This window comes from Paraburkholderia sp. MM5496-R1 (genome assembly GCF_050436205.1).
In the GTDB taxonomy this organism is placed as follows: domain Bacteria; phylum Pseudomonadota; class Gammaproteobacteria; order Burkholderiales; family Burkholderiaceae; genus Paraburkholderia; species Paraburkholderia tuberum.
The window spans coordinates 157,606-174,139 of the sequence record NZ_JBNDLT010000002.1 but is presented as its reverse complement, the minus strand read 5'-3'; the positions used below and the strand labels follow the sequence as shown (position 1 = coordinate 174,139).

Annotated in this window: 9 protein-coding genes and 2 pseudogenes; 7 read left to right on the top strand and 4 right to left on the bottom strand. The window is 61.7% G+C overall.

What is annotated here, in order from left to right:
* Nucleotides 1–47 precede the first annotated feature (47 nt).
* Both OKW38_RS07585 and OKW38_RS07580 read right to left on the bottom strand, forming a co-directional pair.
* Nucleotides 48–227, bottom strand: a pseudogene (locus OKW38_RS07585) (transposase zinc-binding domain-containing protein); the annotation flags it as partial.
* A gap of 23 nt (nucleotides 228–250) precedes the next feature.
* Nucleotides 251–1,127, bottom strand: a pseudogene (locus OKW38_RS07580) (tyrosine-type recombinase/integrase).
* A gap of 676 nt (nucleotides 1,128–1,803) precedes the next feature.
* Between OKW38_RS07580 and OKW38_RS07575 the strand changes: the two are divergent.
* The 4 genes from OKW38_RS07575 to OKW38_RS07560 all read left to right on the top strand — a co-directional run bounded on the left by OKW38_RS07575 (nucleotide 1,804) and on the right by OKW38_RS07560 (nucleotide 6,207).
* Complete coding sequence (locus OKW38_RS07575) at nucleotides 1,804–4,002, top strand: SEC-C metal-binding domain-containing protein (RefSeq protein ID WP_429360840.1); 2,199 nt, start codon at nucleotides 1,804–1,806, stop codon at nucleotides 4,000–4,002.
* Between the two features lie 481 nt (nucleotides 4,003–4,483).
* Nucleotides 4,484–4,753, top strand: a complete 270-nt coding sequence (locus OKW38_RS07570; protein WP_429332936.1) for a hypothetical protein — start codon at nucleotides 4,484–4,486, stop codon at nucleotides 4,751–4,753.
* A 68-nt stretch (nucleotides 4,754–4,821) separates the two neighbouring features.
* Complete coding sequence (locus OKW38_RS07565) at nucleotides 4,822–5,253, top strand: DUF29 domain-containing protein (protein WP_429360838.1); 432 nt, start codon at nucleotides 4,822–4,824, stop codon at nucleotides 5,251–5,253.
* 12 nt (nucleotides 5,254–5,265) lie between these two features.
* On the top strand, nucleotides 5,266–6,207 hold the full coding sequence (locus tag OKW38_RS07560; RefSeq protein WP_429360837.1) for a tyrosine-type recombinase/integrase: 942 nt from the start codon (nucleotides 5,266–5,268) through the stop codon (nucleotides 6,205–6,207).
* Nucleotides 6,208–6,233: 26 nt separating this feature from the next.
* On the opposite strand, the gene OKW38_RS07555 is transcribed toward OKW38_RS07560, so the two are convergent.
* A complete protein-coding gene (locus OKW38_RS07555; RefSeq protein ID WP_090800641.1) occupies nucleotides 6,234–7,610 on the bottom strand; it encodes an IS4 family transposase in 1,377 nt (458 codons plus the stop codon).
* Between the two features lie 298 nt (nucleotides 7,611–7,908).
* On the opposite strand from OKW38_RS07555, the gene OKW38_RS07550 reads away from it, so the two are divergent.
* Nucleotides 7,909–8,910 carry a S1 family peptidase gene (locus tag OKW38_RS07550; protein ID WP_429360836.1) on the top strand — a complete coding sequence of 334 codons (1,002 nt, stop codon included), beginning with the start codon at nucleotides 7,909–7,911 and terminating at the stop codon, nucleotides 8,908–8,910.
* Nucleotides 8,911–9,231: 321 nt separating this feature from the next.
* Here the strand turns inward: OKW38_RS07550 and OKW38_RS07545 are convergent, their stop codons facing one another.
* A complete protein-coding gene (locus OKW38_RS07545; protein WP_429360835.1) occupies nucleotides 9,232–12,141 on the bottom strand; it encodes a bifunctional diguanylate cyclase/phosphodiesterase in 2,910 nt (969 codons plus the stop codon).
* Nucleotides 12,142–13,274: 1,133 nt separating this feature from the next.
* Here OKW38_RS07545 and OKW38_RS07540 point away from each other — a divergent pair.
* Both OKW38_RS07540 and OKW38_RS07535 read left to right on the top strand, forming a co-directional pair.
* Nucleotides 13,275–14,108 carry a DUF932 domain-containing protein gene (locus OKW38_RS07540; RefSeq protein WP_429360834.1) on the top strand — a complete coding sequence of 278 codons (834 nt, stop codon included), beginning with the start codon at nucleotides 13,275–13,277 and terminating at the stop codon, nucleotides 14,106–14,108.
* Nucleotides 14,109–14,242: 134 nt separating this feature from the next.
* On the top strand, nucleotides 14,243–16,483 hold the full coding sequence (locus OKW38_RS07535; protein ID WP_429360831.1) for a ParB/RepB/Spo0J family partition protein: 2,241 nt from the start codon (nucleotides 14,243–14,245) through the stop codon (nucleotides 16,481–16,483).
* The last annotated feature ends 51 nt before the right edge of the window (nucleotides 16,484–16,534 follow it).

Here is a 16,534-nt window from a genome sequence, read left to right as displayed (position 1 = left end):
GCTAGCTCCGGGGCATCCTCTCCCCGTTAGACAGAACTTCCCATAAGGCAGGAGTTGTAGGCAACCTCGATCCGGTCGCAGCCGGCGCAGCGCAGCACATGCCCCCCGAGTGCCGCACTGCGGCACTGTTCGATGGCCGACATGACCTTCAGCTGCCCCAGGCTCAGCGCTACCGTGCGCCGCCACGCCGGCCCGCAGGCGCGGAAGATATCCGCGACCTCCAGCACGAGGTGCTCCGCGTGCGGCCGGGCTAGCCGGCGGGCAGGCGGTCCAGCGGACTGACCACCTTGCGCAGGAGGTCAGTGGCAACCTGGGTATAGAGCGTGGTGGTCTCGATCTGGCCTGTGTCCAAGGAGCACCTGGATCACGCGGATATCCTCCTTCTGTTCCAGCAGGTGCGTGGCAAAGGAATGCCTCAGCGTGTGCATGGATACGCGCTTGTCGATGTTTGCGGTCTCGGCGGCCGCATGGATGGCGCGGGTCAGTTGCCGCGTGCTGAGCGGGTCAATCGGATCGAGGCCCGGAAAGAGCCACCCGCCATCGAGCATGCAGCCCTGGGCACGGGCAACGCGCCACCAGACGCGCAGACGTTCGAGCAGGACCGGCGAGAGCATCGCGTAGCGGTCACGGCGGCCCTTGCCCTGCTCGATGCGCAGGGTCATGCGCTGGCTGTCGATGTCGCTGACCCTGAGGGCGACCACTTCGCTCGCACGCAGCCCGGCGCCATAGGCGACCGACAGCGCGGTCTGATGCTTGAGGTTTCCGGCTGCCGCGATGAGCCGGCGCACCTCCTCGGGGCTGAGCACAACCGGGAGCGTGCGAGGCACGCGTACCGGCTGCATCCGCGCCATCAGCTCAGGCCGGCCGGGCGTGACTTCGAAGAAGAACTTCAGACCGCTGATCGCGGCGTTCAGCGACACCGGCGACGCGCCGTGATCGACCAGATGCAGCTGATAGTCCCGGAGGTCCTCGACCGTGGCGGTATCGGGTAAACGCCCGAGGTATCGGGCGAACTGACGTACGGCACGCAGGTAGGCGGCCTGGGTCTTGGGTGCGAACTTGCGCATGCGCAAGTCCTCAAGCATACGGCGGCGCAGCGGGCTGATGCCCGGATCGGAGGAGGTCATGATGGGGCTCCTGCTGGAGGACGAGGCGGATTGCCTCAACCACCAACATAAGCGCCGGCGCCACTGGCCTCCCATTCGCCGCCAGAGACGGGCCGCAGCCCCCTACCGCGCGAGCGGTTTAGTCCACTCGGCCAAAGCCGACGGTCGGCTGAAGGTGCATGCGAGGCAGCTCCACGCCGCATTACAGACATTCGCATTTCGGCGGCGAATGTCGCGCTCGCTTCGAGCGATTGCGTGCTCTCTTCCCGTACGTTTAGGTCGAAACTTCGCACAGATAGTACGGGCTACGTAACTGGTCACTGGTGACGCGGCTTCTGGAAGGGTTGATCGGCGTAGCTCTGAACATGACTTCCGCTGCGCATTGACGTGGCGGTCTCGCTTTAGGACGCTGCCATGGCGAACACAATATCGGTTCAATTCACGAATTTCTACTGGCTCGACGAGGGACCCCCTTGCTCCGCTCATTGATGCATTCACGTGGCATGTGACCGAGCGCGCCTACCTTTGGCACCTCCTGACAGGGTTCGATTAACGAAGCGACGGGTTTCTAACCAGCATTGCGTATGGCCTGAGAGCCCGACTCCGATAACTGTCACGATGTCATGTGGTACCTCTAATGCGGCCGCAGTAGTACCTGTGCATAATAGCTGGGGCAACCAATCTTGCCGAAGATACTATGGCATTGGCCAAGCTGGCTATTATGAAAATGACACCTCGCTCAGAACAGGACATCTTCGCCGACCTGGCGGCGCTTTGCACTCGTGCGGGCTACGTCCATGCTTTAGCACACTTATGTTTTCGCGATAACGTCGTCCTCTATGTGGATACCATAAAAGAGGCCGACATGGCGAAAATGTCGTCTCCTTCTCGGCTCGTCCGGGCCGAAATCAATACCTTAATGGGCTTGATGGTCAAGTCCGAAATTGATTGGTCATTACCTGCGCCGAAGGTCATACAGGAGTACATCGAAGACAGCGAGCGACTTCTGGAGCAACTACATAGCCGCTTGTCCGGAGATGTTTTCACGAGCTTAACCAAGGAAGTGCTCGAAAGCGGCACTTCAAACCCGTTCTCGATGGGCCAATTCCTACGAGAACCGATCTTCTATACTGGAGAGGGGGCTTACAACTTCCAGTACCTCGATCTCGCACCGCGAAAATATGCCGCCGATGCGCCGTGGCTGGAGGCAAATAGGGGCTTCACAATCGGACAGGCATCGTTGGTTGCCGTGGGGATCGAACAGGTTTATGCCGACAATTTCGATGCGACGCGCAAGCGCCTGCGAAAGCAGCATCGCGATCAATGGTCCATGCTGCCGCTCTTCGCCTTCTCCGCTGCGGATATTGCGGCAAAGGTAAAGCTCGAAGTCAGCTTGGTCGAGCGGATCCTGAGCGCATTCCAACTACCGTCCAACGAACGCAATGCGGCGTTTAAGTCCCTACATGATTTCAACGCCATCACGGCGACGCCTTTGCTGCGAATGCCGGATGGCGAGTTCCTATCGCTGCAATCCTATTCGCTTGCTGAGACGATCTACGAGTCGCCTTTCTACTGGATGGCCCGAGACAAGGCGTATCTCCCGACGCTAGACAAGAACCGGGGCGACTTCACCGAGATGTTCGTGGCAGAGCGCCTTGGGCTGGTCTTTGGGGCCGATCGGGTGTACTTGAACGTCGACATATTTGAGACGAAAGCTGCGAAGGTGTCCGACATTGATGTGCTTGTAGTGTGGGGTGATCGGGTCGTGATCGTGCAGGCTAAGTCTAAGCGACTGACGCTGGAAGCGCGGAAGGGAAACGACCAAAGCATCCGCGACGACTTTAAGAAGGCGGTGCAGGCGGCTTATGACCAAGGGATCACCTGCGCGAAGTGCCTCCTCGATAAGCGTCGTAAGCTCGTGTTGGCAGACGGAAGCGAACTTGCTCTGCCAACGGATATTCGAGAGGTCTATCTTTTCTGCGTTGTCAGCGACCACTACCCGGCGCTGAGCTTCCAGGCGCGGCAGTTCCTCCAAACCGAGAATATCGACTGCGTGCAGGCACCGTTGGTGATGGATGTGTTCGCCCTTGATGTCATGACAGAGATGTTGCAGACCCCGCTACAATTTCTTAGCTATGTCAACCGCCGCGCCAACTACGCGGAGCAGATTATGGCTTCGCATGAGCTGACGGTTCTCGGCTACCACCTCAAGCAGAACCTTTGGGTGCAGGGCGACGTCGACCTCATGCAAATTGGCGATGACTTTACCGCCGGGCTCGATGTTGCTATGGCAGTTCGGCGCACCGGCATACAAGGTGCGGCCACCCCGGATGGCATTTTGACCCGCTTCGGTAGCACGACAATCGGTCGAGTGGTCAAGGAGATCGAGGCGCGACCAGAACCTGCGACTATCGATCTAGGTTTTATGCTCCTGGAGATGAGCGAGCAGGCCATCACCGAAATCAGCCATGTAGTCGATCGGCTGGCAGCACGCACGCGTGCAGACGGCAAGGTGCATGACGCGTCATTCGCCTACTCTGAGAGCGGCTCGGGCATCACTTTCCACTGTAATGATGAGCCGACACATGTCGCGTTACCGCGCTTGCAATCCTACTGCCAACGCAGGAAATACAAGCAGAAAGCTGCGAAATGGTTCGGCTTGTGCATGGGTTCCGACGGGCAGAACGTACGGTTCGGAGTTTCTCTGACCTATCCATGGGCCCCAGACGCGGACATGGACGAGAGAACCCGAAACATGTTGACTCCAATGCCAATCGATCAGGGGCTGAGGGCGGTGCTAGGGAAACGGGAGCGACCTAAGAAGGTCGGCCGAAACGATCCGTGCCCCTGCGGTAGCGGGCGCAAGTATAAGAAGTGCTGCCTTATCGGAAGCTAGCCTTGCCCCTGCCTCAGGGCATCCCTAACCGATGGCCAACGACTGCAGAGCCAACCCATAGCGGCCCATGGCCGACGATCGACCCAATGACCGCAATGGCGACGACTTGTCATCCCGGGTGCCGCGGCGGGCGCCCTTTGCACGCCGGAAGTTGGGTCGATATTCCCGTGCTGGAAGCGCGGTTCAGCGTGGACATTGCGCGTCCGCTGACCGTCTGGTCAGATGCCACGTTTCGAGGAAAGAGCGGCGCGACCATCCGCGGCTGACCGGGACGGCAAGAGGGTCCATTGCGAGGAATGGGCAATGGGTCCGCAGGAGCACGGTGCCAATATGAAGGATAATGCCCTTTATCAGATATAGAAGAAGTGTCCGGCCGGATGTGCAGGGGACGCCGGAGCAGGCACACTTTCACGAGCGGCCGCGCCCTGCGATCGCCCGTCATATCCGGCTACACCGGACCTCACTTTTCTGGAGCGCCAACATGGCCGATGTCGAGCAGTTCAAGGACGATTTGGAAAACAACGCAGACGGCCTGATTGGTGGCAGCCGGGGGGACTTCATGGAAGCGCTGGGGGAGGCGGTGTATGCGCGCGTGGGCAGTGACCAGCTGGACGGCATTGTTGCCGCATACCTGAGGCTGCAGGAGGTCCTCGATGAAAACGTCGACAACCTGGACGACGAGGCTGACGAAGCGGTCGACAACGCGACCAGCGAGTTCAGTGAGACGGTCGGTAAGCTCCTGGGGGTGTAGTCGCTGGCCCGTGGTGGTCTCACACAGTCTGCGGGCGCGCCCGGCGCGTCCGGATACAGGACGTTGACATGAGGGACTACAACACGGACTTTGCGCTATGGGCCCGCGAGCAGGCCGCCCGGTTGCGGGCGGGTGCGGCCGACCTGGATCGCGACAACATCGCGGAAGAGCTCGAAGCGCTCGCGCGGGCGCTGCACGGCGAACTGGACGAACGCATGGCCCGGCTCATCCAGTCGCTGCTGCAATGGTCGCTGCTCGAGGGCGACCGGCAGCCCAGGTGGTATGTGACGATCCAGGAAGAGCGCGACATGATCCCGCGCCTGCTAGCCGACGCGCCCAGCTTGCGCCAGGACTGGCCCGAAACGCTGACCCGGGCGTGGCGCCGCGCCCAGGACGATGCGTGTGACGCCACCGGCCTCACGCGCGCGCTGATGCCGTCGGCGTGCCCGTTCACCAGCGAACAGATTCTCGATACTGCTTTCTGGCCAGGCCAACCATGACGCAGCTGGTTTTTGCGCGAAAGCATTGCCCCACCCGCGCTGGTCATCGCCGCCGGTGAACGGGCGGGTATCCGTTTTCTGGAATTCTTCGCGTCGGCGATCCGCAACCCGCATACGCGTCGTGCGTATGCGCGCGCCGCGGGGGATTTTCTCGCGTGGTGCGCTGGCACCGGCGTGCCATCGATCACCGCCGTGCAGCCGCTGCATGTCGCCGCGTGGATCGAACTGCAGACGCAGACGTTATCGGCGCCGACCGCCAGGCAGCGGCTCGCGGCGATCCGGCATCTGTTTGACTGGCTCGTGACTGGCCAGATCGTGCCGCACAACCCGGCCGCGTCGGTGCGCGGGCCGAGCCACACCACGAAAAAGGGCAGGACGCCGGTGCTCGATGCGGCCGAGGCGCGGCAGCTGCTCGACCGCATCGATGTGACGACGCCCGTGGGCCTGCGCGACCGTGCACTGATTGCACTGATGGTGTTTTCGTTCGCGCGGATTGGTGCGGCGCTGGCGATGCGGGTCGATGACGTCTATGTGCAGCACCGGCGGCTGTGGGTGCGCCTGCGCGAGAAAGGCGGCAAGCGCCACGAGATGCCGTGTCACCATACACTGGAAGCGTATCTGCACGCCTATCTCGATGGCACGGGCATCAGTGCCGATCCGAAGGGGCCGCTGTTCCGCACGATCGCGCGCGGCACCGGGCGGCTGAGCACGACCCCGCTGCCGCAGGCGAACGCGTATGCGATGGTGCGGCGCCGGGCACTGGCGGCCGGGATCGGCACGGCCATCGGCAACCATACGTTCCGCGCGACCGGCATCACCGCGTATCTGAAAAACGGCGGCACGCTCGAGAACGCCGCCGCAATGGCCAATCATGCGTCGACGCGCACCACGCAGCTGTATGACCGGCGCCACGACGAGATCAGCCTGGACGAGGTGGAACGGATCCGCGTGTAAGACACTCTAGCACGAATGGCACTTACTTAAGCCCGTGGAGCGTGCCCATATTTTTGGACGCGCTCACGTGCGATGTGACGAGGCTCTTTCAGCCATGGGTAGGACTTCGGTCTTCGTTTGCGCATTCGTGGTTCGATGCGACCGGGGCGACTCCCAACGCAAGACTGCGTGATCAGGTTGAACAGGAGACTCTGGTTGTGAGTTGCCGTCAGACCTCTGGCCAGCCATTCAGTCCATAACTGCACCGTGTGTTTGAAACTCAGTGTTCTCGGGTCAGTGGCATGGTGACTGGCGGCCTGAGCCATCAGCAGCCGAATCACGTTGTAGGCCAGCAGATGGACCCAGATCTCCTTTTCGTTCATGTGGGCAGTCTGGCAATGCAGCACATCCATGCCCATCGTCGTCTTGATGTTACGTAGATCCAGTTCCACGTTCCAGCGCCTGGCGTACAACTGCGAGAGGTCCTGTTTGCTGGTCTTGCGTGCATCAAGCATCGTGGTGACCAGCACCCGGTGATGCAGCCTGGACTCGCGCACCATCAGCTCATCGGGGAAGGCCTGGTACTGCTCATGCGTCATCCAGTCAGGACGCTGCCGGGGTTTGGGCCACGTCACAATGTGATCGCGCGTGCCCAGGGACCGGCCTCGCCGAAAGTCGGTGCGGCGTGCCCCATGCTGTTCCATCACGACGTCCACCCCGGCGGCGATCATTGAGGCCATCAGAAAGTAGTGGCAGTACAAGGCATCGGCGACGATCACGTCACCTTTGCGAAACGTGCCTTGCAGCATGCGAAACGCCGTCAGCTCCCCGCTGCCTTTGCCCGCGTAAGTTCCGACCGCCGACTCCAGTACTGCGCCGCTTGCCAGACAGATCACCGCAACCAGATAGGCCAATGGAAAGCCCACTCCTTCGGCCTGAGCACTGGACTGCGGGAAACGGGCCTGGTTCGACGGCGTATCGGGCATCGAGATCCCGGTGCCGTCAACCAGCTTGACCGGGCGCCCGCGCCACTTCCAGGCAGGCTCGGCCTGCTCATGCAGTTGGCGCCCCGTCTCGCGCGCCAACTCCCGCACCATCGTCAGCGGCAGTCTCTGGCGAGCGCGGCAGTAGCCTCCCGTACGCACACTCATGGGCCGCAGCCCGTCGGCAGCTCGCTGCGCCGCCCACCCGTTGACTGCCTTCTGACAGGAGGCGTCCTCTTCCAGCGCCTGGCGCATGAACATCGACAGTGTCACCGTCGGCGGATACAGCCGTTCCCGATGTTCTGGCAAATACGCTTCCGTTATGCCCAACAGCCCCGGGCTCGTCAGTATGTTGAAGTAGTCTACCGCCTGGGCCCTGCACGCCCGGCTTTGAACCCTGCTTCGTGTTTGCCTGTGATGACTTCGTGCATTACGATCCATGGGGGCTGATCTTTGGAATGAGACGGTGTTTGCCTGGTAACAACCATCGTATCAATCCCTGGATCAGCCCCCTCCCTTTCTCTTCAAGCACTTACCCGCGTCTTCTCCTCCATGTAGGCTTAAGTAAGTGCCATTCACTCTAGCACCTTTCCCGACTCGCTTCGTAGTCCATAGCAAATCGATTGCCTCCAACCGGCCAATTTGAGACGTTCGACAGTCGTCCCGGAATGGTCGACAATCGGCATTCGGAGCCTGATTGACCTTGTCACCGTTCAACTATCGACGCCATGAGGTATGCATGTCCGAAGGAATGTTCGACCCGTCTAGACTGACCGTGCCACATGTCGACAAAGATAGGCTCATCGCATCGATGGTACGCATCATGCCAAAGACAATTCTTGTGATCGACATTGCGAACAGTAGCGAGGAAGCTGTTGCGCTCGCGCGCAATGAGTCATTACCGGACGGGTCCGAATGTTGGTACCGCTATTTCACTCTGGACGATGTGAAGAAGATTGACGATCCAGTATTCGCAATGGGGATGGTTCGACACGAATTCGCCAAACTCGTCCGACGCAATGCAGACTGGCCGGCGCGAATCGAACTGGATGGAGGGGGTAGCGGGTTCGCGATATCGCCGGACGGATACGTGCTGACAAACTACCATCTTGTGACTGCGGAAGTGGCGAATCATCAGCGAGAGAACGGCGTCGAGGCAGCCGAGACGCTTTGCAAATCACTCAAGGCTCAGATTGCGCGGCGAGGATCGGCCGGCGAATGGGAATGGCAGGAGGCGAAGGCCGTATGGCTCGTATCCAACCCTCCGCTGGCAAGGGCACTGCGCAAGCGCGGTGAAAACATCAGCGAATTGCGGGAAGACACCTCGCTTCTGCGGATCGAGCCGTCGCCCGAGGCATATTTGGCACTCAGCGAACGGATCACGGCGCCAGGTGAGACCGTCTGGATGGCCGGATTTCCACTGCGTAGCGCGCGCAATAAGCAAAAGCTGAACGAGCTCGACTATAAAGATGCTGACGGTTCGCTCCGGGTCTCGACTGGAAAAGTCACGGCGGTGGATGGATCTGATTACTTCACAACTGACCTCGACGGTTCGATGGGAAACAGCGGCTCTCCGGTGTTCGATTCAAGTGGACAGGTCGTCGGAATGTTCTCGCGCGCCATCGGAGACGGCCCGCGAAATGCGTTCGAATACGGTTATACCGAGCGGGTTCATGTCACGACGCAACTCGCTTCTGTCGGCCTTAATCTTTCGGAGGTTTTGAGCCAGCACGGCCAATAACGGCTCGAGCGGGGAACCGCTACTGTGAAAAGAGCGCGCTGCAACGCTCCCCCCGTAATTCGACGTAGACCATGCCGATTGCATCAGGCAAAACTCGGCCATGATGCGTCATTCGACCGCACCATCGTTCGGACATTCAGACGTCGCCTCCACCCAACAAATGGCCATTCGATTCGCGAGATGAATGCTGCTTCATCACGCATCCACGACCGGTTCTCATGCCATCGGCCGCCATGGTCAAAATTGGATCGGCAGCGGCCAATTTTGCATCAGCGCGGACATTGAAAGGGACGCTCGCCTATCGACCGACCTGGCTGTCGATCAACTCGTGGTCGGTAAGTAGGAGGATTCGTCTAAAGAAGCCTGCGCTTGCGCACCGTTGCTCGCCAGGCGCTTCCAGTGCGACGAGCGCATAAGGGCGTCAAGCGGCATCGGCTTGTCGAAGAAATACCCCTGCGCCTGAGCAGCGCCCATCTCCCGCAGCACGGCGAGCGTCTCGGCATCCTCGACGCCTTCCGCGACGAGCGTCAGACCGAGCGATTCCGCCATGCACACGATCGCCATCACGATCGCACGGCTGCGTGCGCTCGCCGTGAGTTCGAGAATGAACGACTTGTCGATCTTCAGGCCGCTGAAGCGGTACTGATGCACGTAACTCAACGACGAAAAGCCCGCCCCGAAGTCATCCAGCACAACGGACATGCCGTTATCCGCGAGACGCTGCATCGTGCTGCGTGCGAGCTCGGGTTCGGCCACGAGCGCACTTTCCGTCAGTTCAAGGCACACACGCGACGGCGCGATGCCATGCCGGTGCAATAGCGCGAGGACCTCGTCGGCGAACTCAGGCCGCGTTATGCTGTAACTTGAACAGTTCACGTGCAGGCGCGGCCAGTTTGCGTGCTGCGGCTCTGACAGAATGGCAGCGACGCGCGTGAGCATGTAAAGGTCGAGCCGCCCGATCAGCCGCAATCCTTCGACCCTCGGCAAAAACTCGCCCGGGCCGACGATGCGCCCATCGGGCTGCCGCCAGCGAATCAGCGCTTCGAGTGCGACAACATCGCCTGTCGTCACATCGACGATCGGCTGGAAGAACGGCAGCAGTTCGTCGTCGCGTTTGAGCGCGTTGCGCAGTGCGCCATCGCGTTCCACCTGATCCAACACCTCCCGCCACAGCTCATGACTAAACACGACGAAGCTATCGCGCCCCGCGTTTTTCGCGCGATACATGGCAATATCGGCGTCGCGCAAAAGATCGGCGGGCTCGCTATGGTACTGGCTGTCCGCGTTCACGATGCCAATGCTGCATGACGAGAACACGACGTGTTCGTCGATATGGAAGGGCAGATCGAACGCCGCGAGAACGCGCTCGGCGATGGCGACGGTATCGTCCAATGGGGCATTCGGTGAGAGCACCGCAAACTCGTCGCCGCCGAGACGCGCCAACAGATCAGTGCTACGCAGGCAGGCACGCAAGCGCTCGGCCGCCTGCATGAGCAACAGGTCGCCGCAATGATGACCGAGGCTGTCATTCACGACCTTGAAGCGATCCAGATCAATGAACATCACCGTCACCAGACAGCCGTCCTCGCGAAAAGCGGACCACGCTTCCTGCAGCCGGCGTAGCAGATGGCTGCGGTTGGGCAGGCCAGTGAGCGCGTCGTGCGAATTTTCATATACCAGCCGAGCGTTGGCGTTGTCGAGCTCCCGCGTACGGTTTTGCACACGCGCTTCAAGTTCCGCGTTCGCCGCGTGCAGGGCCTCGGCGGCGCGCCGGCGCGACAGCGCGGTATCAATATGGTGCGACACGAACGTCAGCAGTTCCTGATCGCGCTGCGAGTAGTGCACGAGCGGCGTGTAGCTTTGTACGGCGAGCACTCCGCGCACGTCGTCGCCATCGAACAGCGGTACGCCGAGCCACGAGCACAGCTGCAAGCTCGGGTTGTGAATAACGATCACACCATCGGCAATCAACCGCGACGCCTCGCCCGCATCGATGAGGCACGGGCGGCGCTGACGTATCACATATTCGGTGAAGCCACGTTGGCCGCGGCGCCGCGGCGGCGGTTCGGCGTCGCGCTCGTCGACGTAATAGGGGAAAGAGACGACCTCCGTTTCGGCATCGAAGAGCGCGATGTAGAAATTGCGCGCATACAGCAGTTCTCCGACGATGTGATGCAGGCTGCGAAAGAACTCGACCATGTCACCAGGGTGGCTCGACAACTCCGCAATCTGGAAGAGCGCCGCTTGCAGGTGTTCGGCGCGCTCGCGCTCGACGATGCCTTCTCGCAATGCCGCGTTGACCCGCAACAGTTCGGATGTGCGCTGTGCAACCTGTTCTTCGAGATCGGCCCGGTGCAGAATCCGGTCCAACGCCATGGCCACGTGTCGCGCCACCACGAGGAAGAGCGCGCGGTCCTCGGTGCTGTAGACGCGCGAGACGTCGTAGACCTGCATCGCGAGCATGCCGAACACTTCGTCCGATGCGTTCTTCAGCGGCGCACCCATCCAGAATTCGGGACGGTCGCTGCCGATGGGGTATAACCTGCCTTCCGCCTCGGCGGCGCTGATCATCGCGGCATCGACGAGGAGCGGCTGACCGGTCGTCAACACGTACGCGGTCATCGAGAGGCGCTCGGGATTGAGGACGTCGTAGTTTTCAGCCTCGATGACCTCGGTGTCGATCGAGTCGACGTAGTGCGGATAGGTGATCTTGCCGCTGTTGCGCTCGTACAGCGCGAGATAGAAGTTCTCGGCGTCGATCAAAGTACCAAGGCGCTCATGAACGCGCTGCAGGAATTCCGCGCGCTCGCGCACCGAACTCGCAAGATAGGCAATCTCATACAGCACGCGCTGCGTGTTCTGGGCGCGCGCGAGAGCATCCGTCTGCATGCGCTCGCCCAAGTTGCGGGCGAAATCGCACAGGGTTTCGTCGCCGGAAAATTCGGCGGGTGCGACGAGCCAGCCGAGCACGCTTTCGCCACGGCCCGTGGGCCAGCGGTGCCAGCCAGACAGTGCGCACAACTGCGCAAGCTCTGCCTCGGCGACGTTTTGCGGCCACTCGAGCGATGCGTCGCCTTGGCCGGCAAGGTGCAACTGCTCGTCTGCGCGATACCAGGCCCATGTCCCAGCCCACGGCCGGCCGCAGTCCCGCGCTACCCGTAGCTGGGCTTCGATCGTCGGCACGCCCGGGGCAGCGCCGTCGGCGGCCCTGCAGATGAAAGCGTCAATCATGGGAAAACACTCTTCGGCCGTGCAAGGCCAAGATTTCAACCGTCTTCATATATTTATCGGCGGCCTACATTCCGCACGGACGCGCGCGGCCGGGGCATTGTTTTACGGATGCATCTATCGTGCTAACGGCACAGGCGGATGAGGCTTGAAGGATTTCTTGAAGCCGACCGACATCAGCCCGCGCGGAAACATGCGAAGAATAAAGTCCGGGCCAGAAAATGGCAAAATGGTCAATAAAAGCCTCGACCGAAAGTTCGCGTTCATGAGCGCTGATCACAAACATCTGGCGACCGGGCAAGACTTTGATGCGGTGACCACACTGGCCCGCGAACGGTATTCAACTGGGTGTCGGTTTCGTTCGCCGTCAAGAGGGCTGCCTTGGCTCATTCGGCGAGACGGATACGATGACGGTTTACCTCTGGAACCGGCCGTTCAACAGAAGACAACTCGAATGGCAGAGATGGGTCGCAAGTACTCGTTCGCTTTCCGCGGGACGAGTCATTCGCGACCACCGACCTGTCAATGACAGGAAAGCGCCCCATACCCGTCTGACCGGCACCGATGCTCGAATGACGGCTCAGGCCGAGAAGCTGTATTCAGCCTCGCGTCGGTGAATGCCCGCAAGTCGTGGTTGAACAGCCGCAGATCCCGCGGCGCCCCTAACGACGGCAGATGGACTGCAGGGATGATTGAAGACAGCGAGCTGTCGCAGTATGAACCGGGCCGCGTGCCTCGTTCAATCCCGTCTCGGTCACCAAGCCGCGGCACAGCCATACCCCACTGTCTATTTCGGTATCACGATCAATCACACCGCCGCGGGTCCTGCGCCAAACCCTGCCCGGTCAACCCGAGGCACGGCATGCACCCGGCTCCCAGCTCCCCGCCCTTGACCCGCGACCGTAGCCGATAGCGGCCACGCATCAAGGGGCGAGGGACCGTGTTGCCCGCACCCCTCCCTCGCCTTTTTCCTTGACGCCTGCCCGCTATCGGCTCCTCGAGTCGCACGGGCGGGAGCCAGGGAGCCAGGCGGCAGCAAAGCCAACCCCGAGTTCCACCGGAAAGTGTCCAGCCGCAACGGCAAACCACATTCCATCGCCCGGTTCAGGTCCTCAACCTTGACTGTGGAGACTGCCATGCAACTCGCTTCCTCTTTCCATTACGGCTCCCCGATGCTGCGCGCTGACTCGCCGCTTTCAGACGATCAGATCCGACGCGTCGCCCCGTCCATCTTCGCTGATGGCAAGCACGAAAGCCGTTCGGAACGTTATACCTATATTCCGACCATCGACGTCCTGCGCGGTCTTCGGACCGAAGGCTTCCAACCGTTCATGATCTGCCAGACCCGCGTGCGCGATCAGGGCAAGCGCGAATTCACGAAGCACATGCTGCGGCTTCGCCATGCTGATCAGATCACTGGCGAGGAAGCCGATGAGATCGTGCTGCTGAATTCTCATGACGGCACCAGCAGCTACCAGATGCTCGCAGGCACGTTCCGCTTTGTCTGTCAGAACGGCATGGTCGCGGGCGAGAACATCGCCGATATTCGCGTACCGCATAAAGGCAACGTCGTACAGAACGTGATTAACGGCGCGTTTGACGTTCTCGACGGCTTCGACCTGATCCGCGTGCAGAAGGAAGGTATGCGAGCCGTCGAACTGAACCTCGACGAACAGCATGCGTTCGCCCGCTCCGCCCTCGCCCTGCGCTACGACCCGGCCGACGCCGAGGCAGCCGCCCCGGTCACCGAAAGTCAGCTACTGGTGCCGCGCCGTTTCGAAGATCGCCACGACGATCTCTGGACGGTCTTTAACCGGGTGCAGGAAAACCTCACCAAAGGCGGCCTGCACGGGCGCTCTCGCAGCGGGCGCACCATGTCCACGCGCCCCATCACCGGCATCGACCAGAACGTGAAGCTCAACCGTGCGCTGTGGATGCTCGCTGACGCCATGCGCCAGATGAAGGAGTAAGCGCCGCAGGGGCGGGAGCGTTTTACCGCTCTCGTTCCGTCACATTCCATCAGGACTCCTATCCGGGTCACGTCCTGGTGGAATCGGACAGCACCTGACCCGGAACCTTCCTTTTTATTTTTCTGGAGTCAGTCATGCAAGCTCAAGTCGAAACCGTCAAGGCGAACACCGACGAAGCCGTCTCGCCGCTCGAAACCAACTTCGGCGACGAACAGCCGCTCGTCACCGTGCCGTATTCCAGCCTGCGGCCCTCACCGCTCAACGCCCGCACGAAACCGCTGTCGGGGATCCCGGCGCTCGCCGCCAACATCCGGGCGAGGGGCCTGCTGCAAAACCTCGTCGTCCACGAGATGAAGGGATCGCGTGGCAAGCAGCGCCGGTATGGCGTCTGCGCGGGCCAGCGCCGCGAAGCCGCGCTCGACCTGCTGTTCGAACAGAAGCATATCGTGGCCGACTATCCGGTGCCGGTGCGAATCGTCAGCGAAGGCGAAGCCCTCGCCATTTCGCTGATCGAGAACAGCGAACGCGAAGCACTCGACCCGTTCGACGTGCTGCGCGCATACCGGATGCTGGCCGAGGAAGGGCGTAGCGTCGATTACATCGCGGCGCTTTTCTCCGCCTCGCCGCTCACGGTCAAGCGGCGCATGAAGCTCGCCAACGTATCGCCCAAGCTGCTCGCCAAGCTGCGCGAGGACGCGATCACGCTCGAACAGCTTGCCGCACTCGCCCTCGCAGACGACCACCAAACGCAGGAACACATCTGGTCCGAGGCGAACGAGTGGCAGCGCCAGCCGAACTACCTGCGACAGGCGATCACGCGCGCCGAAATCGATGCGAGCCGCAGCCGCCTCGTCCGATTCGTCGGCCTCGCCGCCTATGAAGCAGCGGGCGGCTACATTCGCCGCGATCTGTTCAGCGACGACGAAAACTCGGGCTACATCGCCGACGCCGAACTGCTGCAGAAGCTCGTCGCGCAGAAGCTCGACGCTGCTGCCGCCGAAGTGCGGGCCGAGGGATGGGGCTGGACGGAAACGCGCATCGAACGCGATTTTGTCGAACTGAACCGCCACGGCAGGTTGCGCCCGGTGCAGCGCCCATACACCGAGGACGAGCAGCGCGAAATGGACGCCCTCACCGCGCAGCAGGATGAACTCGCCGAAAAAATCGAAGCGCTGGCGGAGGACGACGAAAGCGCCTATGAGGAAGCCGACCGGCTCAACGACGAAATTGAGCGGGTCAATGCGATGCTCATCGCACTCGAAAACCGAGCGCTCGCATGGGACACGCATCAGATGGCCGAGACGGGCGCATTCGTGATTGTCGGGCCGCAGGGTGAGTTCGTCATCGAGCGCGGCCTCGTGCGGCGCGAGAACAGCGCGGCACTGGACGCGGCAGGGGCAACCGTCACCGGCATCGCCGCAGCCGAAGGCCCGGACGCGCCGTCCACCAAGGCTCCGAAGATCAAACCCGTCCACAGCGCGAAGCTCTGCCAGCGGCTCACGGCGCACCGTACCGCTGCCGTCCACGCGGAACTGGTCGCCCAGCCCGCCATGGCGCTCGTCGCCCTGCTGCACTACCTGACCCCGAAGGCACTGCCCGAGCACTTCGGGCACACGTCTGCGCGCAGCTATCTCACACTGTCCGGCGAGAACAACCACGACAGTCTGCTGCGCGCGGCCGACGACCTGCCCGCCAGCCCCGCGTGGAACGCCATCGAGACGCAGCGGACGCGCTGGATCGATGAACTGCCTGCCAGACGAGCGGACCTGCTGCCGTGGCTGATCGAACAGGACCCCGTCACGACGCTGCTCGACCTGCTTGCATTCTGCACCGGCACCCTGCTCGACGGCATCGCGGGCGAGGAAAAACCGCATGCGATCAACACGCTTGCGGGTGCGCTGAACCTCGACATGACCCGGTACTGGACGCCGACGCGTGCGACGTATTTCGATCACGTCAGCAAGGCACGCATCGCGGAGGTTGTCTCCGCTGCCGTGTCACCGAAAGCCGCCACCGACCTCAACAAGATGAGGAAGACCGACGCGGCAGCCGCCGCCGAGCTTCGGCTCGCAAAGGTGGCATGGCTCCCGGAAATACTCACCGATCGCGAAGCCCCGGCCACGCCGTCACGGGAAAACCGTGACGACGAGGATGAAGACGGCGCCGATGCGGGCGATACCGGCAACGGCGCGGACGACACACCGGAAGATGAAGACGTCGATGCTGAGCCGGATGCCGGTAACGGCACGGAACACGTCAACGATACGCCCGCCGGCGCAGAAGCCGCCCCTGTCGCCAGTAGCCCGCTGACGTCGTGGCCGTACCCGACTTCGGACAGCATGAACAGCGCGCAATCCGGCCCCCTCGTAGCGTGATCCCACCTTTCGCCCCGCAACGGGACGAGGCAGGCGGCAAGCCCGAATGCG